Origin of the sequence: Bremerella alba, assembly GCF_013618625.1 — a bacterium.
In the GTDB taxonomy this organism is placed as follows: domain Bacteria; phylum Planctomycetota; class Planctomycetia; order Pirellulales; family Pirellulaceae; genus Bremerella; species Bremerella alba.
In genome coordinates this window covers 221628-236795 of record NZ_JABRWO010000011.1, presented here as the reverse complement: position 1 = coordinate 236795, position 15168 = coordinate 221628, and the positions used below count along the sequence as shown (strand labels likewise).

17 protein-coding genes are annotated in these 15168 nt (G+C 56.4%); 13 read left to right on the top strand and 4 right to left on the bottom strand.

What is annotated here, in order from left to right; translation table 11 throughout:
* Positions 1–2322, top strand: a 2322-nt coding sequence (locus HOV93_RS19480; RefSeq protein WP_207398207.1) for a right-handed parallel beta-helix repeat-containing protein, incomplete at its 5' end; no start/stop codon positions are given.
* Between the two features lie 135 nt (positions 2323–2457).
* On the opposite strand, the gene HOV93_RS19475 is transcribed toward HOV93_RS19480, so the two are convergent.
* Positions 2458–3861, bottom strand: a complete 1404-nt coding sequence (locus tag HOV93_RS19475; RefSeq protein ID WP_207398206.1) for an MBL fold metallo-hydrolase — start codon at positions 3859–3861, stop codon at positions 2458–2460.
* Positions 3862–3888: 27 nt separating this feature from the next.
* Positions 3889–4338 carry a beta-lactamase hydrolase domain-containing protein gene (locus tag HOV93_RS19470; protein ID WP_207398205.1) on the bottom strand — a complete coding sequence of 150 codons (450 nt, stop codon included), beginning with the start codon at positions 4336–4338 and terminating at the stop codon, positions 3889–3891.
* Positions 4339–4898: 560 nt separating this feature from the next.
* On the opposite strand from HOV93_RS19470, the gene HOV93_RS19465 reads away from it, so the two are divergent.
* On the top strand, positions 4899–5189 hold the full coding sequence (locus HOV93_RS19465) for an RNA recognition motif domain-containing protein (protein WP_207398204.1): 291 nt from the start codon (positions 4899–4901) through the stop codon (positions 5187–5189).
* 445 nt (positions 5190–5634) lie between these two features.
* On the top strand, positions 5635–6111 hold the full coding sequence (locus tag HOV93_RS19460; RefSeq protein WP_207398203.1) for a hypothetical protein: 477 nt from the start codon (positions 5635–5637) through the stop codon (positions 6109–6111).
* Positions 6112–6154: 43 nt separating this feature from the next.
* Here HOV93_RS19460 and HOV93_RS19455 read toward each other — a convergent pair whose 3' ends face one another.
* Positions 6155–7147 carry an ion channel gene (locus tag HOV93_RS19455; RefSeq protein ID WP_207398202.1) on the bottom strand — a complete coding sequence of 331 codons (993 nt, stop codon included), beginning with the start codon at positions 7145–7147 and terminating at the stop codon, positions 6155–6157.
* 120 nt (positions 7148–7267) lie between these two features.
* A complete protein-coding gene (locus tag HOV93_RS19450; protein ID WP_207398201.1) occupies positions 7268–8119 on the bottom strand; it encodes a hypothetical protein in 852 nt (283 codons plus the stop codon).
* Between the two features lie 551 nt (positions 8120–8670).
* Between HOV93_RS19450 and HOV93_RS19445 the strand changes: the two genes are divergently transcribed.
* From HOV93_RS19445 to HOV93_RS19400, 10 genes are all read left to right on the top strand, one after another.
* Complete coding sequence (locus HOV93_RS19445) at positions 8671–9018, top strand: hypothetical protein (protein WP_207398200.1); 348 nt, start codon at positions 8671–8673, stop codon at positions 9016–9018.
* A 2-nt stretch (positions 9019–9020) separates the two neighbouring features.
* Positions 9021–9287, top strand: a complete 267-nt coding sequence (locus HOV93_RS19440) for a hypothetical protein (RefSeq protein ID WP_207398199.1) — start codon at positions 9021–9023, stop codon at positions 9285–9287.
* A complete protein-coding gene (locus HOV93_RS19435) occupies positions 9275–9676 on the top strand; it encodes a hypothetical protein (protein ID WP_207398198.1) in 402 nt (133 codons plus the stop codon). Before HOV93_RS19440 ends, HOV93_RS19435 begins: the two co-directional genes overlap by 13 nt.
* Before the next feature lie 128 nt (positions 9677–9804).
* Positions 9805–10572, top strand: coding sequence for a hypothetical protein (locus tag HOV93_RS19430; protein ID WP_207398197.1), 768 nt, complete (start codon positions 9805–9807; stop codon positions 10570–10572).
* A gap of 34 nt (positions 10573–10606) precedes the next feature.
* Entirely contained in the window at positions 10607–10987 is a 381-nt protein-coding gene (locus HOV93_RS19425; protein ID WP_207398196.1) for a thioredoxin family protein, read from the top strand.
* Positions 10974–11297 carry a hypothetical protein gene (locus HOV93_RS19420; protein ID WP_207398195.1) on the top strand — a complete coding sequence of 108 codons (324 nt, stop codon included), beginning with the start codon at positions 10974–10976 and terminating at the stop codon, positions 11295–11297. The genes HOV93_RS19425 and HOV93_RS19420 overlap by 14 nt, the downstream gene beginning before the upstream one ends.
* Before the next feature lie 50 nt (positions 11298–11347).
* On the top strand, positions 11348–11752 hold the full coding sequence (locus HOV93_RS19415) for a hypothetical protein (protein WP_207398194.1): 405 nt from the start codon (positions 11348–11350) through the stop codon (positions 11750–11752).
* Between the two features lie 119 nt (positions 11753–11871).
* Positions 11872–12210 carry a hypothetical protein gene (locus tag HOV93_RS19410; protein WP_207398193.1) on the top strand — a complete coding sequence of 113 codons (339 nt, stop codon included), beginning with the start codon at positions 11872–11874 and terminating at the stop codon, positions 12208–12210.
* Positions 12137–13435: a terminase large subunit domain-containing protein gene (locus HOV93_RS19405; protein WP_207398192.1), complete on the top strand. Its 1299-nt coding sequence runs from the start codon at positions 12137–12139 to the stop codon at positions 13433–13435. Before HOV93_RS19410 ends, HOV93_RS19405 begins: the two co-directional genes overlap by 74 nt.
* 55 nt (positions 13436–13490) lie before the next feature.
* Complete coding sequence (locus HOV93_RS19400; protein ID WP_207398191.1) at positions 13491–15062, top strand: phage portal protein; 1572 nt, start codon at positions 13491–13493, stop codon at positions 15060–15062.
* The last annotated feature ends 106 nt before the right edge of the window (positions 15063–15168 follow it).

Below are 15168 nucleotides of genomic sequence, written 5' to 3'. Positions count from 1 at the left end.
CCGACCGGTTGGGATGGAACCCAGGCCAATGGTTTTACGCATGAGAGCACCGATTACTATCTGGACATCGTGACGAGCTCTACCCAGATCACGGTGCCCATCGAACCGGGTCAGTCTTATCAATGGTCGGTTCAGGTTCCGGAGAATCCCGCTGCGGTAGCTAATTTCACATCAGAAGAAGAAACGCCTCTGATCGCAGCGATTGTCAGCCCTATGGAAGGGGACGAGGTTGACGGGGAGACGGTGACCTTAGAATTCCAGCCCGTCCCAGATTACTCCGGCAACTACGTTGTCCGCCTGCAACCGACCGGTTGGGATGGAACCCAGGCCAATGGTTTTACGCATGAGAGCACCGATTACTATCTGGACATCGTGACGAGCTCTACCCAGATCACGGTGCCCATCGAACCGGGTCAGTCTTATCAATGGTCGGTTCAGGTTCCAGACAATCCCGCAGTGGTAGCGAATTTTACGTCGGAAGAGCAAGAAACAACGGATGGGAACGATGACATTCCTCTTCCACCACCTCCAGGCAGTCTTGCTCCTGTGATTATCAGCCCGAGAATGAATGATTCTATCGACGCTTCCACGGTGACTTTGAAATTCTGGCCGCTTTCCGACTACGACGACGAATACCTCGTTCGCTTGGATTCCGAAGATTGGAATGGAAGTCAGGCGTCCGGATTCAATCATGATTGCAGTGTGCACTACCTATGTATTGCCACAACCGATACCGAAATTACCGTTCAAGTCGAACGGGGCATCAGCTATCGGTGGTGGGTACATCACCCCGATAGACCAGGGGTCGAAGCCACCTTTACGGTCGAACCAGGCGAGGACATCCCCCTGCCAGACCCTGACATTCCGATCATTCTCTCTCCGGAGGACAACATCGAAATCAATGACGCAAACGTCACTCTCGAGTTTGCGCCGGTGGCAGGCTACAACAACAACTACCTCGTTCGACTTGAGGTCGAGAATTGGGATGGTGTCCAGGCACCAGGATTCAATCACGACTGCAACGTGCATTATCTTTGCATTTCGACCGACGACACCTCTTTGTCTGTGCCGGTTGATCTTGGCCAAGAATATCACTGGTGGGTTCATAAGCCAGATTTCGATGCGGCTCACAGCAATTTTTCGACCGCATCGATCGAGTTAGAGCAAATTGGTGATCGCTATTTGCTCAGCGCGCTTGCGAGCTACTCTGGCACCACGGCTGATACTTCCGCAATCATCCAGCAAGCCATCGATGTGATCCCGGTGGGGGCTACCCTGGAACTTCCGGCCGGAAAGTACTATCTCGACCAGCAAGTTGTGATCGACAAGCGAATTACCCTCACAACCGTTGGGAAGTCAATCGATGACCCCGTCTCTGATTTAGAAACCGGCGACTATGCAGAGCTAATCACCTCTCGAAATTTTGCGCAAGAGGATGGGTTGCTCTTCATTCAGGACATCGAGGCAATGCACCACCTTGTTCTCAATGGAAATCGCCAGAACCGGCAGAACACGTCCGCGTACAATCAAGTTTCGAACGGCAATAATCGATTCGGCATTTTGGTCGTAATGGCATCCGATGATTCCACAATTGTTGGCAATCACTTTATCAATGCGATCGGTGGGACTGGCTTGGAGGTCAAAGATTTTCGTAGCAACGTGAGGGTCGACGACAATATCTTTGCCTACAACGGCGTACACAACCAATCGTTCCTTTGGGCCGATGGCCTTACCGTTCACGATGCCTACAATTCGCAGTTTGTTGGCAATCTGTTCATCGATAACACCGATATCGACTTCATCTTTGGTGGTGCTCAAAATTCTCTGATCGAAAACAATACCGTCATCCACACGGCTGATACGACAGGCGGCGCTTTTGCCTCGATCATGATTCATAAGTGGCCGACAACCTCGGGGAACTATTCTGGGACAATCATTCGAAACAACTCCGTCGATGGTGGCCCCAACAAAACAGCAGGGACAGGTCTCTACATCGCCTCTGAAGGTTGGTACGACGAAACACCCTTTGGCGTGACCCTGAGCAACCCCACGCAGGCAGAGATCTACAACAACACCGTCATCAACACAGTCAACGGTATGTATGTCGCCGCGCATGATTTTGCGATCTACGACAACACATTTACCAACAGCCATGGTGTGAGCTTCCCTGCCTCTTGCCGAACCCTTACCGCGAATGCGCCGATTGTCGTCTCACCGACATCGAGCAACATCGACTTTCACGGCGAAGATATCGATCCCGAAACATTGTACCAGTTCTCAGAGCAAGACTGGGACGACTGCGTACCGAACTGGCCTTTATAGAGGTCCCCGATCTTCAAGCTCATTTTTTGACGACCCTATTGTTTATAAGCCTGTCCGCCATGCTCACGTTTTTGTGGGCATGGCTTGCATTGACAACTGCGATTTCGCTAGAGAGCGCACCAAACGTAGGCCGCTTTAAACCATCGGAAACTTCGCCGACTTCCAGGCCGACATTCCACCGATCACGTTAGAAACCCGCTCGAACCCGGCGCGCTGTAGAAACGACGACGCGATCGATGCTCGATAGCCAGAGCCGCATACCACGGCCACCGGCTTGTCTTTGGCAATCTCGCCAAGGCTCTCTTGCAGCGTTCCGCCATGAATATGTACGGCCCCTTCGATATGGCCTTCGTTCCACTCTTTGTCCGTGCGAACATCGAGCACCGTCAGCTGCTTCTCCTCTTTATGCTTCTTTTCCAGCTCATGGACCGACAGCGTATTGAGCATGGCTAGGGGATACCCAGAGGTCTCCCAGGCACCGATACCCTCTTGAAGGTGACCTTGGACATCGTCGAAGCCAACGCGAAGAAGGTTCGTCGTGACGCTTTTTACATCGGCCGGGTTGTCCGAAACTAACAGAATCGGCCGATCATAAGGCAAGACCCAGCCTGCCCAGGTAGGCAGATTATCGCCCAGCGGAATATTAATCGCGTCGGGGATATGAGCCGCGGCGAACGCTTCCTTCGAGCGAACATCGACCACCAGGCACTCTTCGCACGTACGTTCGAAAAGCTGCTGGGCGCTAATCCGCTGCTGGCCAGGCAACTCGACACCCACAATCGCCGGGCCATCGCGGTTGACCTTTTTCATTCGCTTAAAATAGGGAGGCGACAGGGGCATTTCGTTCAGCAGCCGATCAACCCATTGCTTCTCCGGCAGCTCTTGCAGCGATGGATTGAAACGTCGCTCGTAACCAACCGTTGAAGATCGCCGCGATCCGATCGCTTTACCGCATAGCGATCCGGCACCATGGGCCGGAAAGACTTCGGTAATGTCGGGCAACTCGGTTAATCGTTGAAAGCAACTTTCATAAAGCTGATGGGCCAGTTCCTTCTTCTCTTCTTCGCCCAACAGATCGGGACGACCGACGTCGCCCACAAACAGAAAGTCACCGCTGAACATCAACCACGGTGTATCGTTACTGCGCGAGGTATCGAACAGCGTGATCGCAATATGTTCCGGCGTATGCCCTGGCACATGCTGAAACTCGAAGCGAAGGTCCCCCATCTTGACCGAGTCGCCGACCTTCACATGCTGATCGGCAAACGACTGCGTCCAGTTTTCGCCCCCATAGCCAGAGCAATAGAGGGTGGCCTGATCGTTCAGACGCGCTTTGAGTTCCAACGCACCACTAACGAAGTCTGCATGGACGTGCGTTTCGATGATGTGCCGGATATGTAGCCCATGCTCTTTGGCAAATTCAATGAAGTCGTCGACATCGCGGGTAGGGTCAATCACGGCCGCTTCGCCGCTCTTTTCGTCACCCACGATATACGAAGCGATCGCCAGACCCGGCACAAAACGCTGATGAAATAACATATGGACCTCTCTTACATAGCGGCAAACTTACTTAGCATGGTTATCGACGTACTCCTTCACAAAGGTCCGGAGTTCCTTTTGTTCGCACTCAAAGCCCATCTCTTCCGCTTTGTCGAGAGTGTGTTGACCGGACATGCCTTCTTCCACAGCAATGTGCATCATAACCATCGCCCCGGCTCGTTTACCACTTTTACAGTGAGCGAAGACTGGCTTGGGAAGCTGGGGAAATTGCTCGCGAAAGCCATCGACAAGCTCGGGCCCCATCGCGGTCATCGAGACAGGAATGTGGACGTATTTCAGCCCGGCGGCTTCGACTTTAGTACGTTCTTGCTCCGGTGAAATGGGCTGGTCGTCTTCCCCTGCGGTGCGAAAGTTGATCACCGACTTGAACCCTCGCTCGTTCAGCGACTGAATCTCTGACTTACTTGGCTGGGGACCGACGGTCACTTCTTCGTTGATTTTCATGGCATTGGACATGAGTGGAGACTCCTTAGATCGGGAAACATTCAACGGATCTTCAAACCGCACCGTGTCAATGTGCAGTAAACAAAGGGCTTATAAACCGCAACTTTTGCGCCATCGACGCGAAACCGAAGAGCCCCGCCTGGCTTCGTCAACGGATTAAGCCGTCGAAAGAACGAGCCGGGGCGGAAAGTCCCTGTCGCACGACGGAATTCGAGCAATCGAGTGCGGAAGATTGCTCATTGCCAACCGGTCGAAATGCTCGCGCGGCCAACACCTTGGCCCCAAACAGATCAATCCAAACTTGTCGCAGGCTTCGTCAGTCGCGCCCCTTATAACAGATAGCTACATATATTCCCCGATATGGGCTATCTATGCAGGCGCAGAAAGCGTATACTTCTCTCCGGTTGGTCAGTCGATCGTGATTACGTTTTCACCCCTTTTCTAGGGTTGGTCCCCGACGCTCTTTCGCCCGTCCCGCCTGGTAGGTCCGTACTGTCGGCCACCTTCTTTTTTTTCTCTCGGGACGCGGCTGATACGCCACTGCCTGTTACTACTCATTGGGAGCTCAAACTTTGGGTAAAAAATTGTATTGCGGTAATCTTAGTTACGAAATCACCAACGCCGATCTGGAACAACTGTTCGGTCAGTACGGCATGGTGGAAAGCGCCCAGGTTATCGTTGATCGCGACACCGGTCGCAGCAAGGGTTTCGGATTCATTGAAATGAGTTCCGATGCCGACGCACAAGCGGCCATTGATGGCCTGAATGAATCCATGCAGGGCGGACGTGCCCTGACTGTCAACGAAGCCAAGCCTCGCGAAAACCGCAGTGGCGGCGGCGGCGGTGGCGGTCGACGCTACTAATCGCGCCTCTGCGATTTCGCTCAATCGGATCTTAGGATCCAAGCGATAACATAATGGCGTTTGCGTTGCGTTTAACACGCACGCAAACGTCATTTTTTTTCTTCTGAAACCAATTGAGGGATCATGGCGAAGAATCAAAATACCATCGAGAAGCGTCGACGCGAGATGGAAAAGAAACAGAAGGCCGAAGAGAAAAGAGAACGAAAACGCGTCAAAAAAGACCAATCCAATACCTAGGTAAGTCACCCACAAACCGGTGACAGCTCTTCTTCAACGCAACCCTGGATCATTCATCGACGGCATGAAACGCTGTCGATAATGCACAGGCTTATTCCCAGGGAAGCCCATTGCCCTGCGGTTTGCGGCGGCATACCAATTGCTCTCTAAAGTCAGCAAATAACGCTGGCTACGGCTTACCATTTTTAGGCCCTTGAAGGAGAAGCGAATGTCAAACAGAGCACTACCCATCTACATCGACGACCACTTCGCCATGATCTCAGGCGAGATGGATCTAGCCCAGCGCGTCGCCAGCGAGAACACGGCCCACGAGCTTGGTCCCTTTCTCGTTGAATATCAGCGCGAGCTTCAGTCGCAGCGCGATCTGCTGCAGGCCCTTTTAGCCGCCCAAAACCAAAGCCCGAGTGTCGTCAAGCAAACCGTCACCTGGCTGGCCGAAAAGCTTGGTCGGCTCAAGCCCAACGATGCCTGGAGCGGCTATACCGATCTGGCCCGCGTCTTGGAACTGGAAGTGCTAATCACGGCCGCTCAAGCCCGACTGCTTCTGTGGGAGACGCTACTTCATGCGTTGGTCAACAACGGCGGGATCGAAGACGCCCAACACGCCACCCAGCAACAGTTGGAAGCCCTTCAAACCTTCCACCAACAAGCCCGACAGATTGCCTTTCCCTCGGTGAATAACTAGCCGCACTTACCCTGCCAAGTGCCTGGCGATAAGCGATCGACGCCTAACGCCACCCGTCTTGCTCGCACAAAGCGACCAGCTTTCCGCGACGCTTGGCGTAGCTTCTCAATGCCAGATCGAACTCGGCTTCGTCGACCACCGGAATATCCATTTTGCGAAGCGTATCCAGGCGAAGCGCTTCGGTATTCACCGAATCAATATGACCGGGAAGCATCGCCTGAGCCGTCGCCAGCTGGGCGTAATTGTCGATACTCGCATTGACCAGCTTGATGAAAGGTCGTGGCGGCCTGGCACTCTCGGCAGCTCCACAACTAATCAAAAAGATGGCATCGGCGAACATCAACATGGCCTTGCCGGGCGACTGTTTCCAATCGGCGCTGTGAAAGTATTGCAGGATCGGATAAGCCAAATGCTTGTGCGCATGCCGGTCGACTTCGGCACTAAGTGACAACAGGTACTGATCGAGAGCCCCGCTCGAGCGCCCTTGCCAAGATTCGACAATGAACTCAGGCACCGTCTTTCCAATTCCAAAAATGCGTTGGGCGAGGTACATACGTTCCAGGCTGGCCGCCACGATCGGCAACAAGTAGGAAAGCGACGTAGTAAGCAGCACCGTACTGGTGAACGCCGCGAAATTGCTCCACAGCGTCCAAGGAAAGCGGCCCGGCACCAGGTCGCCGTAACCGACGCCGGCCAGCGTGGTGCCGACGAAGTAGATAATCTTCTCGATGTTGGCAGGCTCCTGCGTCAGGTTATCGACCACCAAAGCATCGCCTGAGCAGAAGAACATAACCCAGCCGGTAGCGAGCAAAGCGTACCACACGCACACAACCGCCAAAAGCATGACAGGCCCCGCCATGGAAAGCACCCGATGGATCGGCCGGCGATGGTGAATCATCAACAACAGTCGCCATACTCCGCCGGTCCACCAACGCGTTAGCGGGCCCGCCCCATGCGTACTAAATACAGTGATGAACGCATCCCAAAACACGACGGCCATCAGGATAACAGAGCAGACCAGTAGGAGAACTTGCATAGATTTGGTGCGTGGTGTCGGAACCTCGGGCTGGGGTCACGCGCGTAAACGATACGCGTGGAATGCTCTCCATTGGGTGCAATCACCGTGCCAGTTTCTATGCTCCGGCGCCAGCGACCTCTACTTCAACCATTCTGGCCACCACACCGGTACCACATCACTGACCAGTGACAGGTCGTCTCGGTAGTGTTTCTCGTCCCAGGCCGATGGGTAGGTATGCAAGCCCAAGCCGATCAGCTCGCCCCACTGCTGATCGTTGGTGCGAAGTTCGCCGAGCAAACAATCCGCCGCGATCATCTGCCAGGCCCGGCTTCTGGGGTGCCACAACCGTAGTTGGTCGACATGCCGACGCGAATGATGCAGAAGCTTTTCTCGTTGAAGATCGGCTTGACCAGGAACTTTGAAATCCTCGCTTCGCGGTAATTCTTCGTGGGCGCTGGTGATAAGTAGCTCGTGATACTTGCGAAAGCTCTGCTTGGCTCGAAAATACCCCTGAGTAATTCGCGGCGGTTGCTCTTTCCACATTCGCTCGAGCCGACTCAGCGCTTCCAGCGAGACCGCCGTGGCTAACACTTCCAACTGCAAGTTGCTCCGGGCTGGTCCCAACTTCACGTGGGCCAGTTCGTGCGAAAGCTGGAACGCCATGTCTTGCCACAAGCGAGACTCTTTGCGCACACCCCGTGAATTGGTCGGGCTCAGCGGCATCGTCCGGCAGAACCCTTCAAAGATCACCATGTACCACGCATCGGCTCGGTTGCTGAGCACAATTCGATACGCCTCAGCGTCGTGGTCCTGCTTTTCCCACCACACGCCAGGGACGGCCTTAGCGCGATCGTCAAGCGAAACATGAATCTCCCGATCTCCAAACGGAGGTTCGCCCGGCAAGATATCATCGACCACGCCGACAATCTGATTGACGATCGCCAACGCCTCGCCGTTGCCATCAAAACCGTTCGCTTGAGTTGCCTGCACGTTGTTCTCTCTCCCTTAGCTGCTAAGAGGCCATGACCATGATTTTAATTTTAGGAGCTTAGCCACAGAGGTCACAGAGGGCGCCGAGGAAGAAGCGTTTCACCAACCGATGAACACGTGCAGGGGTCAAGAAATGAATACCACTGGCCTTAGGTTTCTTTTCTCCATCTCTATCCGCGAAATCCCTGTTCGCTCGCTTTTCCATCTTCCTCTCGGTGCCCACGGTGACCTCTGGGGTTACACCTCTTTTCGCCAAAAAACCTTCGTTTCGTCCGCGTTTTACCGGCATTTATTAAATCCGGAAAAATTTTGACGCGGGCACTATACATATGCTACACCAGGCTGGTATATCTATATCTCACGCGGGGACGCTACCCCCGCAACCGTATCTCTGACGGCCGAATCTTAGGTCACCGATCTCACTAAACGCGGTCGCGTTTTTCTTACTGGTGAACCTTTCGTTCCCTGTTCTGCGTTTGCCTATCTGCTTGGCACGGAACTCTCTCGGCGACGTCTTTTTTTCTCACCTTACTCGACTTTAGGAGCGAGTTATGGCGCATTTAGCCCAACATGTGGAAGCAATTCGAGACTCTTATCAAGCGGCGATTGCCGACGGCAAGTTCACCGCCGTCGAAGGCATGATCCTTGCCGGCCAGATCGGTCAGGCCGTCGAGCACCTGGCCGAAACGTTCGTTGGCGACGACCAACATTTTGAAATGGAACTGGTCGCAGGCCGCGCGGCCTACATGCAGTACATTGCCCCGATCGACATCCCCAACGTGCCGAACTTCCTGGAAGGTTGGCTCGACCAAGGCATCGTCGGCAGCCTGGAAGAAGGTGCGAGGCTGCTACGCCAGCGAGCGATTGCCAACAACCCGCACCTGGCACCGGAGGCCTAACCATGGATCTTCCAACCCTCATCACCTGTGGTGGTCTCAGTGCGTGTAGCGTGCTGTTGATCGCCACCAACTGGTCTCAGGCAAAGCAGTGGCTGCCGCGTTTGCCCAGCACTGCTTCGCCCAGCCGCAACCACAGCAACCCGGCCGAGTTGATCGAAGCCTACCACGTTGCCCGAGATGCCTGCGGTGACAACGCCAATTTGGCCACGCTCACCGACCAGGTATTCAAAGACCTCATCTGTCGAAAGGTGCTGCGATGCGAGAAGTAATCAACCGCGTAGTGCCGATGCTGATGGTCGCGTTGATCGTCTGGCATGTCGCAACGAACGGTTTTCCTAGGCTCGATCAAATCATGATCGAGCCGACCAGCGGCCCCCGAGCCGTGGTCACCGTCACCGAAAGCAGCACCGCCACGCCCCAGCGCGACGCCTTGTTAGCCCAACTGCAAACCGACACCGATTGGGGAACTTCGGTCTATCGCGCTTACGAAGCCGATCACCCCGCCGCAGAAGCGTTCACCCAAGCCCACCCCGGCAGCAGCCTGCACATTGGCACGCTGACCACCGACGGCAAGCTGAACCAGCTTCTTTATAGCGGCCCACTGCCGCCGACCAAGCAGCAAGTGCTTGACCAATGGAACCAACACGGCGGCAAGTAAACCGCCGCCGGGCAACATCTAACGCGCTCGGTGTCGGAAGAAGTCTCGCCACCGAGCTCACAGCAAGCATCGCAAGAAGTGCCTCAGCACTTGTTCGCTGCGCGATATCCACACGAAAGACAATATCTATGACGGAAACCAAACTTCCCTATTTAAACCAACCAGGCCGCGGCGATGCGGTGGTGCGTGGTAACACGTTTGGCTCGATGTTCGAGCGATTCGAGAACGACCAAAACGTGATCCCGCGAAGCCAATGGGACCAGCTTCTGGCCGAGCACGACTATGCCCTCGCCCAACGGTACGTAGCCCGCATTAAGCGGCAAACGCTCGGTTCGTGTGCGTCCCACTCGGCGACCAGCGCGCTCGAGTACCTGCGAAACAAAGCCGTCGGCACGAACCTCTGCGTGCTTCTTTCGCCGCTGAGTGTGTTCAAGTTCGTCGGCTCGCGTCATGGCGGCTCGACGTTAGACGCCAACATGCGGCAGATCAGTCAGGTAGGCGTGCTTCCGCTCGATACGCCGGAGAACCGCGCGGCGTACGGCGATCACGTCTGGCCAGAGAACCAGTGGAGCGGCAATTTGCCCAGCGGCTGGGAAGAAACGGCCGCCAAGTTTCGCTTCACCGAGTGGAACGAGATCGGTTCGTTCGACGAACTGTTTTCAGCGCTGCTGCAGTGGAAGCCGGTTTACTACGGCCGGGCAGGGCACGCGATCTACGCAGTGCGTCCCATGAAACGAGACGGCCAGTACGTCTTGAAGTACGCCAACAGCTGGGGCACCTGGGGTGACGCCGGCTACGGCTACGACACCGAGCGTTACGTCAGCAGCTCGATCCGCTCGTACGGCTGCTACGCCCCACGAGCCAGCCTGTTGCTGCCAGAAGACGCGCTCGTTTAAGTCACCACACACATCACGAAAGCAAATCACCCCTATGAAACGCATAGCAATCAACGGCCTACTGCTGGCCGGTATCTTCTCCGCAAGCACCTGGCTTTATGTCGACTCGACCCAGGCCAACCGCCCCATCCCGTTACCCGCGGCAAGCACGGCCCACTCACGTGTCGTGCAGCCCCAACCGATCATCTATTTCTTTACCCGCTCAGACTGCATCTATTGCCGGCCGATGCACAAGCTGGCCAATCAGCTGCATCGCGCAGGGCACACCGTGTACGTGGTGAACGAGTCACGGCCAGACCTTGTCCGAAAATACGCCGTGGCCGCCTACCCAACCTTTCTGGTTGTCGATGGCGAAACGGTCGTTCGCCGGGTGATTGGCTTAACCACAAAGGAACGCATCCTTGGCCACTCTTGAAACCGCACAACCCGGCGCAACCCGCCACTGGCAGACCTTTTCGACCGGTGCCAAGGCCTATATCGCTCGGCGTTTCTGGCAATACCGCCCCGACTTTCGCACCCGCGTCGTCCAGGCCGCCATCGATCATTGGCCGACCGAGCAAGCGACCTCCGGCAAAGCGGCCATCGTCAATCGCCTCTTTCACGATACCAACTTCCGCCGCGATCTGGCCCTGGGCCCCATCACCTGGTGGCTACTGGGCCTGGCCGTGAAAGCGATCTTGAACGCCTTGGTCGATTATTGGTTTCAGACGCAACAACGGCGTTAGCCACAGAGGTCACACTCCCAATTCACACCACCACACACAAAGCAAAACGCATGACCCTTCCACCCCTTTACGATCAACTGGCCGGCTACCTGCTGACCACCATGGTTTACCTGGCGACACCTCTCGGCTCGGCGGCATTGGCTGTTTTTGCCGTGACCGACAACACCGTGCTCGGCACATTGATCTCGTCGCTGGGTTCGAGCGGCCTGATGGCCTGGCTGATCTACTACTACGTCAAGGTCGAACGCCCTCGGCTCGACCGGCGACAAGACGCCAAAGACCTGGCCACACAAAAACATTACGAAGGCATCCTCGATCGCATCGAAGCCAACGACAAAGAAAAGAACGACAAGCTCTGCCGTTCGCTGAGCGAGGTCTCGCTCGCCCTAAAAACCCAAGGCCAACATTTTCAAAACCTGGCCTCGGGCTGCGGCACACATGGGGCCAACAGTTAGGAAGACTTAAGCCCTCTTCCAATCCAATCTAAACACGTGAACCAGCCCCCAGCGGCTGCTTCCTTTACCGTCCGCGTGCCCCGCGGCCAAACACTTACCAGGCTTACCCCATGATTTGTATGGCGAAACCACCTTCCTGCAAGAAACCGGCGACAGGCTATCGTATTCCGCAAAAAGCTTACGACCTTGCGATCTCGGTCCCGATGGAAATCGCTGACGATTTCGACGTCGACCCGAAAGTCCGACTCACGGCCGTCAACACGATTCGTCAGACCATCGATCACTACCACGAACTTCAATTCCAACAAGACGCGATCAACGACGGCGGCAAGCCCAGCGAGGTAATTGTCCGCGAAGACGAGACATTCTTTGAGAACGACGCCCATGCCCAAGCAGACTCAACGTACCAAGCAGACCCAGACCAAGAACCTCCCCAACCGCGAGATCACACTACCTAAACCGCTACCCCATCAGCGACCGTTGCTGCTCGATCCACACCGCCACAAAACGGCCATCTGTGGTCGCCGATGGGGCAAGACCGGGGCAGGGCTGCCGGCCTGTGTAAAAGGACACGGCCACCCTAATCCCCGGCACCCGCAGCACCTGAAAGGGGCGCTCGACGGAGGCAACATCTGGTGGGTCGCCCCCACGTTTGTGATCACGCAGAAGATCGAACGCGACCTGATCAAGTGCTTCAGAAACTCTGGCTTCATTTACCACAAAACCGATCACCGGATCGAAATTTCGACCGGCGGCAGCGTTACCTTAAAAACGGCCGCCTCGCCGGCCAGCCTCCGAGGTGACGGGCTCGACGGCATCGTCTACGACGAAGCGGCATTCGGCAGCGTCGATTCATGGAAAGAGGCCCTACGTCCGGCGCTGGCCGACAAAAAAGGATGGTCTCTCTTTCTCACTTCGCCCAACGGACCGAACTGGGTGAAGGACCGTTTCGACCTGGCCCAGGCCGACCCCGTCCACTACCGCTCGTGGCAATGTCCTTCGTGGCAGAACCCCTTAATGACGCCCGACGAAATGGAACAATCGCGGCGCGAAATCGGCGATCGGGCCTTTCAACAAGAGATGCTCGCCCAGTTCCTCGACAGCGAAGGGGCCGAGTTCGCCGGGTACTATTTCCAGATGCCCAACTTCTGGTTCGATGCCTGGCCGCTGCAGTGCGAAACCCACATTCGGGTCCTGGCCCTCGATCCGTCGAAGGGCAAGAGCGACAAATCGGACTACACCGCGATCGTCGATTGCCGCCTGACCTACTCGGGGCACATTTACATCGACGCGCACCTGGAACGGCTCGACCTGACCCGCATTGCCCAGCAAACGGTCGACGTGGCCGCCAGTAGCCAACCGCAAGGACTGGTGATTGAAACGAACCAGTTTCAAGAGCTACTCAATCTCATGATCGAGCCGCTGGCCCTGGCGCGCGGACTCGAGCTGAACCTCTTCTCGGCCAACAACATGGATAACAAAACGGCACGCATCCGCAGCGGACTCACGCCGTACCTGGCACGTGGCGAACTCCACTTCAAACGGAACAGCCGCGGCACCAAGCTGCTGGTCGAGCAGCTACAACAATTCCCCTGCGGCCCCCACGACGACGGCCCCGACGCCCTGGAACTAGGTATCCGTTTGCTATCGCACATGCTCAACGGAGGAGGCCCCACGCTATGAACCATCGGCTGCTTGATCACGCCCAAGTCCTTTGCATCGCGCGAAAGTTTCACCCATGACACACAGCAACCCATCCCCAACCGACTACGTGCACGAGGCCTCGCAGCTTCGGGCTCGTTTAGAGACGCATTTTTTGCGTCAGGAACTAGCGCTGGTCGAGAACGCTTCTGCTTCTCCGCCACGTGTTGTCCACGAATCGTTTCACGACCCGGCACCTGTCCGGCAAGGCTTCGCCGAGCTTCCCTTTGGCCAGGCTGGTCCGGCATTGCCAGACATTGGCAGCGACCGGGCAGACGGCGATTTGCGGCCGGTCTTTAGTACCGAGTGGCACCTGGCCGAACTGCGCGGGGCCGCTCGATCGCTGGCCCATACCTCGTACGGCACCGGCATCGTCGGCGGGCTGACCAGCTACATCGTGCGGACCGGCTTCGACTATCAGGCCACCGCCATACGCGGCCAGCACACCCCGCAGCAACTGGTGGCCGAGGTGCAGCGGATCGTCCGCGCGTTTCTCGACAACAACCACTGGCAGTTAGATTTCGAGCAGCAGCTGTGCGCCGCCGAGCATGTCGACGGCGAGATGATTCTCGTCCTGGAAGAAGACGCCGGCCATGTCCGGGTACGTCGAGCCGAGCCTGCCTGGCTGACCGAACCAGCCGACAAGGCATACCTCGAACGCCGCATGAACGCCCCCGCGCCGCTGAGCTGGAAATATGGCATCGCCACCGACCCGCACGACGCCGCCCGCGTGCATGGCTACTTCATTCAATGGAATGCCGACCCGAACGCCTGGCGGTTTTATTCGCCTGCCCGGGTGGTGCATATCAAGAGCAACACGCCGCGGCACGTGAAGCGAGGGCTGACCGATTTTTACCCGGTCGTCACCGAGCTGGCCGATGCCGTCGCGCTGAATCACCGCATGAGCAAAGGAGCCGCGATTCAAGCTTCGATCGCCATGATTATCGAAGCCGCGCAAGGTGCCGCCAACCTTGGCATTGGCGATCCGACCCACATCGGCGGCAGCCTGGCGCGGCCTAAAAGCAGCAGTGGCCAACGGCTTTCGGCAGATGGCCGCTATGCGAGCGAACGCCGTAGCGATTGGCACGAAGGAATGGTTATCGACACCAAAGGCAAGAAGTTTCAGGCCGGCCCCATGGGAGGCGGCCAGACCGATGGTTTTGTGAAAGTCCTGCAAGCTGGCCTGCGTTCGGTCGGCGTTCGGTGGAACATGCCCGAGCATTTAATTTCCGGCGACGCGTCGAACAACAACTATGCGTCGATCTTGGAAGCCGGCAGCCCGTTTGTATGCCGGATTGAAGCCGAGCAGGAAAAGCTGTGCAAAGCGTACGAGCGCATGCTGTGGGCCGTGCTGCGGATCACCTTCGAGATGGGCCGCTTGAATCTACGGCGATACGGCTTGACGTGGAACGACCTGCGGCAATGCGTGAACCTGATCGTCACCGGCACCAGCCCCGCCATCGGCCAACGCAGCGACACATTCCAAGTCGACGCCCAGCTCTACGACCGAGGCCTCATGTCGGCCGATACCTTAGCCGCCAAATACGACCTCGACCCAGAAGAAGAACGCGAAAAACAAGCAAGCCAATCAAACACCAACAAGCCGTGATGCGTTTAGCCCCGGGAGGGGCGACCGAAATTTTTGCCACCTCATCCATTCGATCGCCCGTTGGGCTTCGGATTGATGCTGTGCAACCACATCGCCACACGTAACA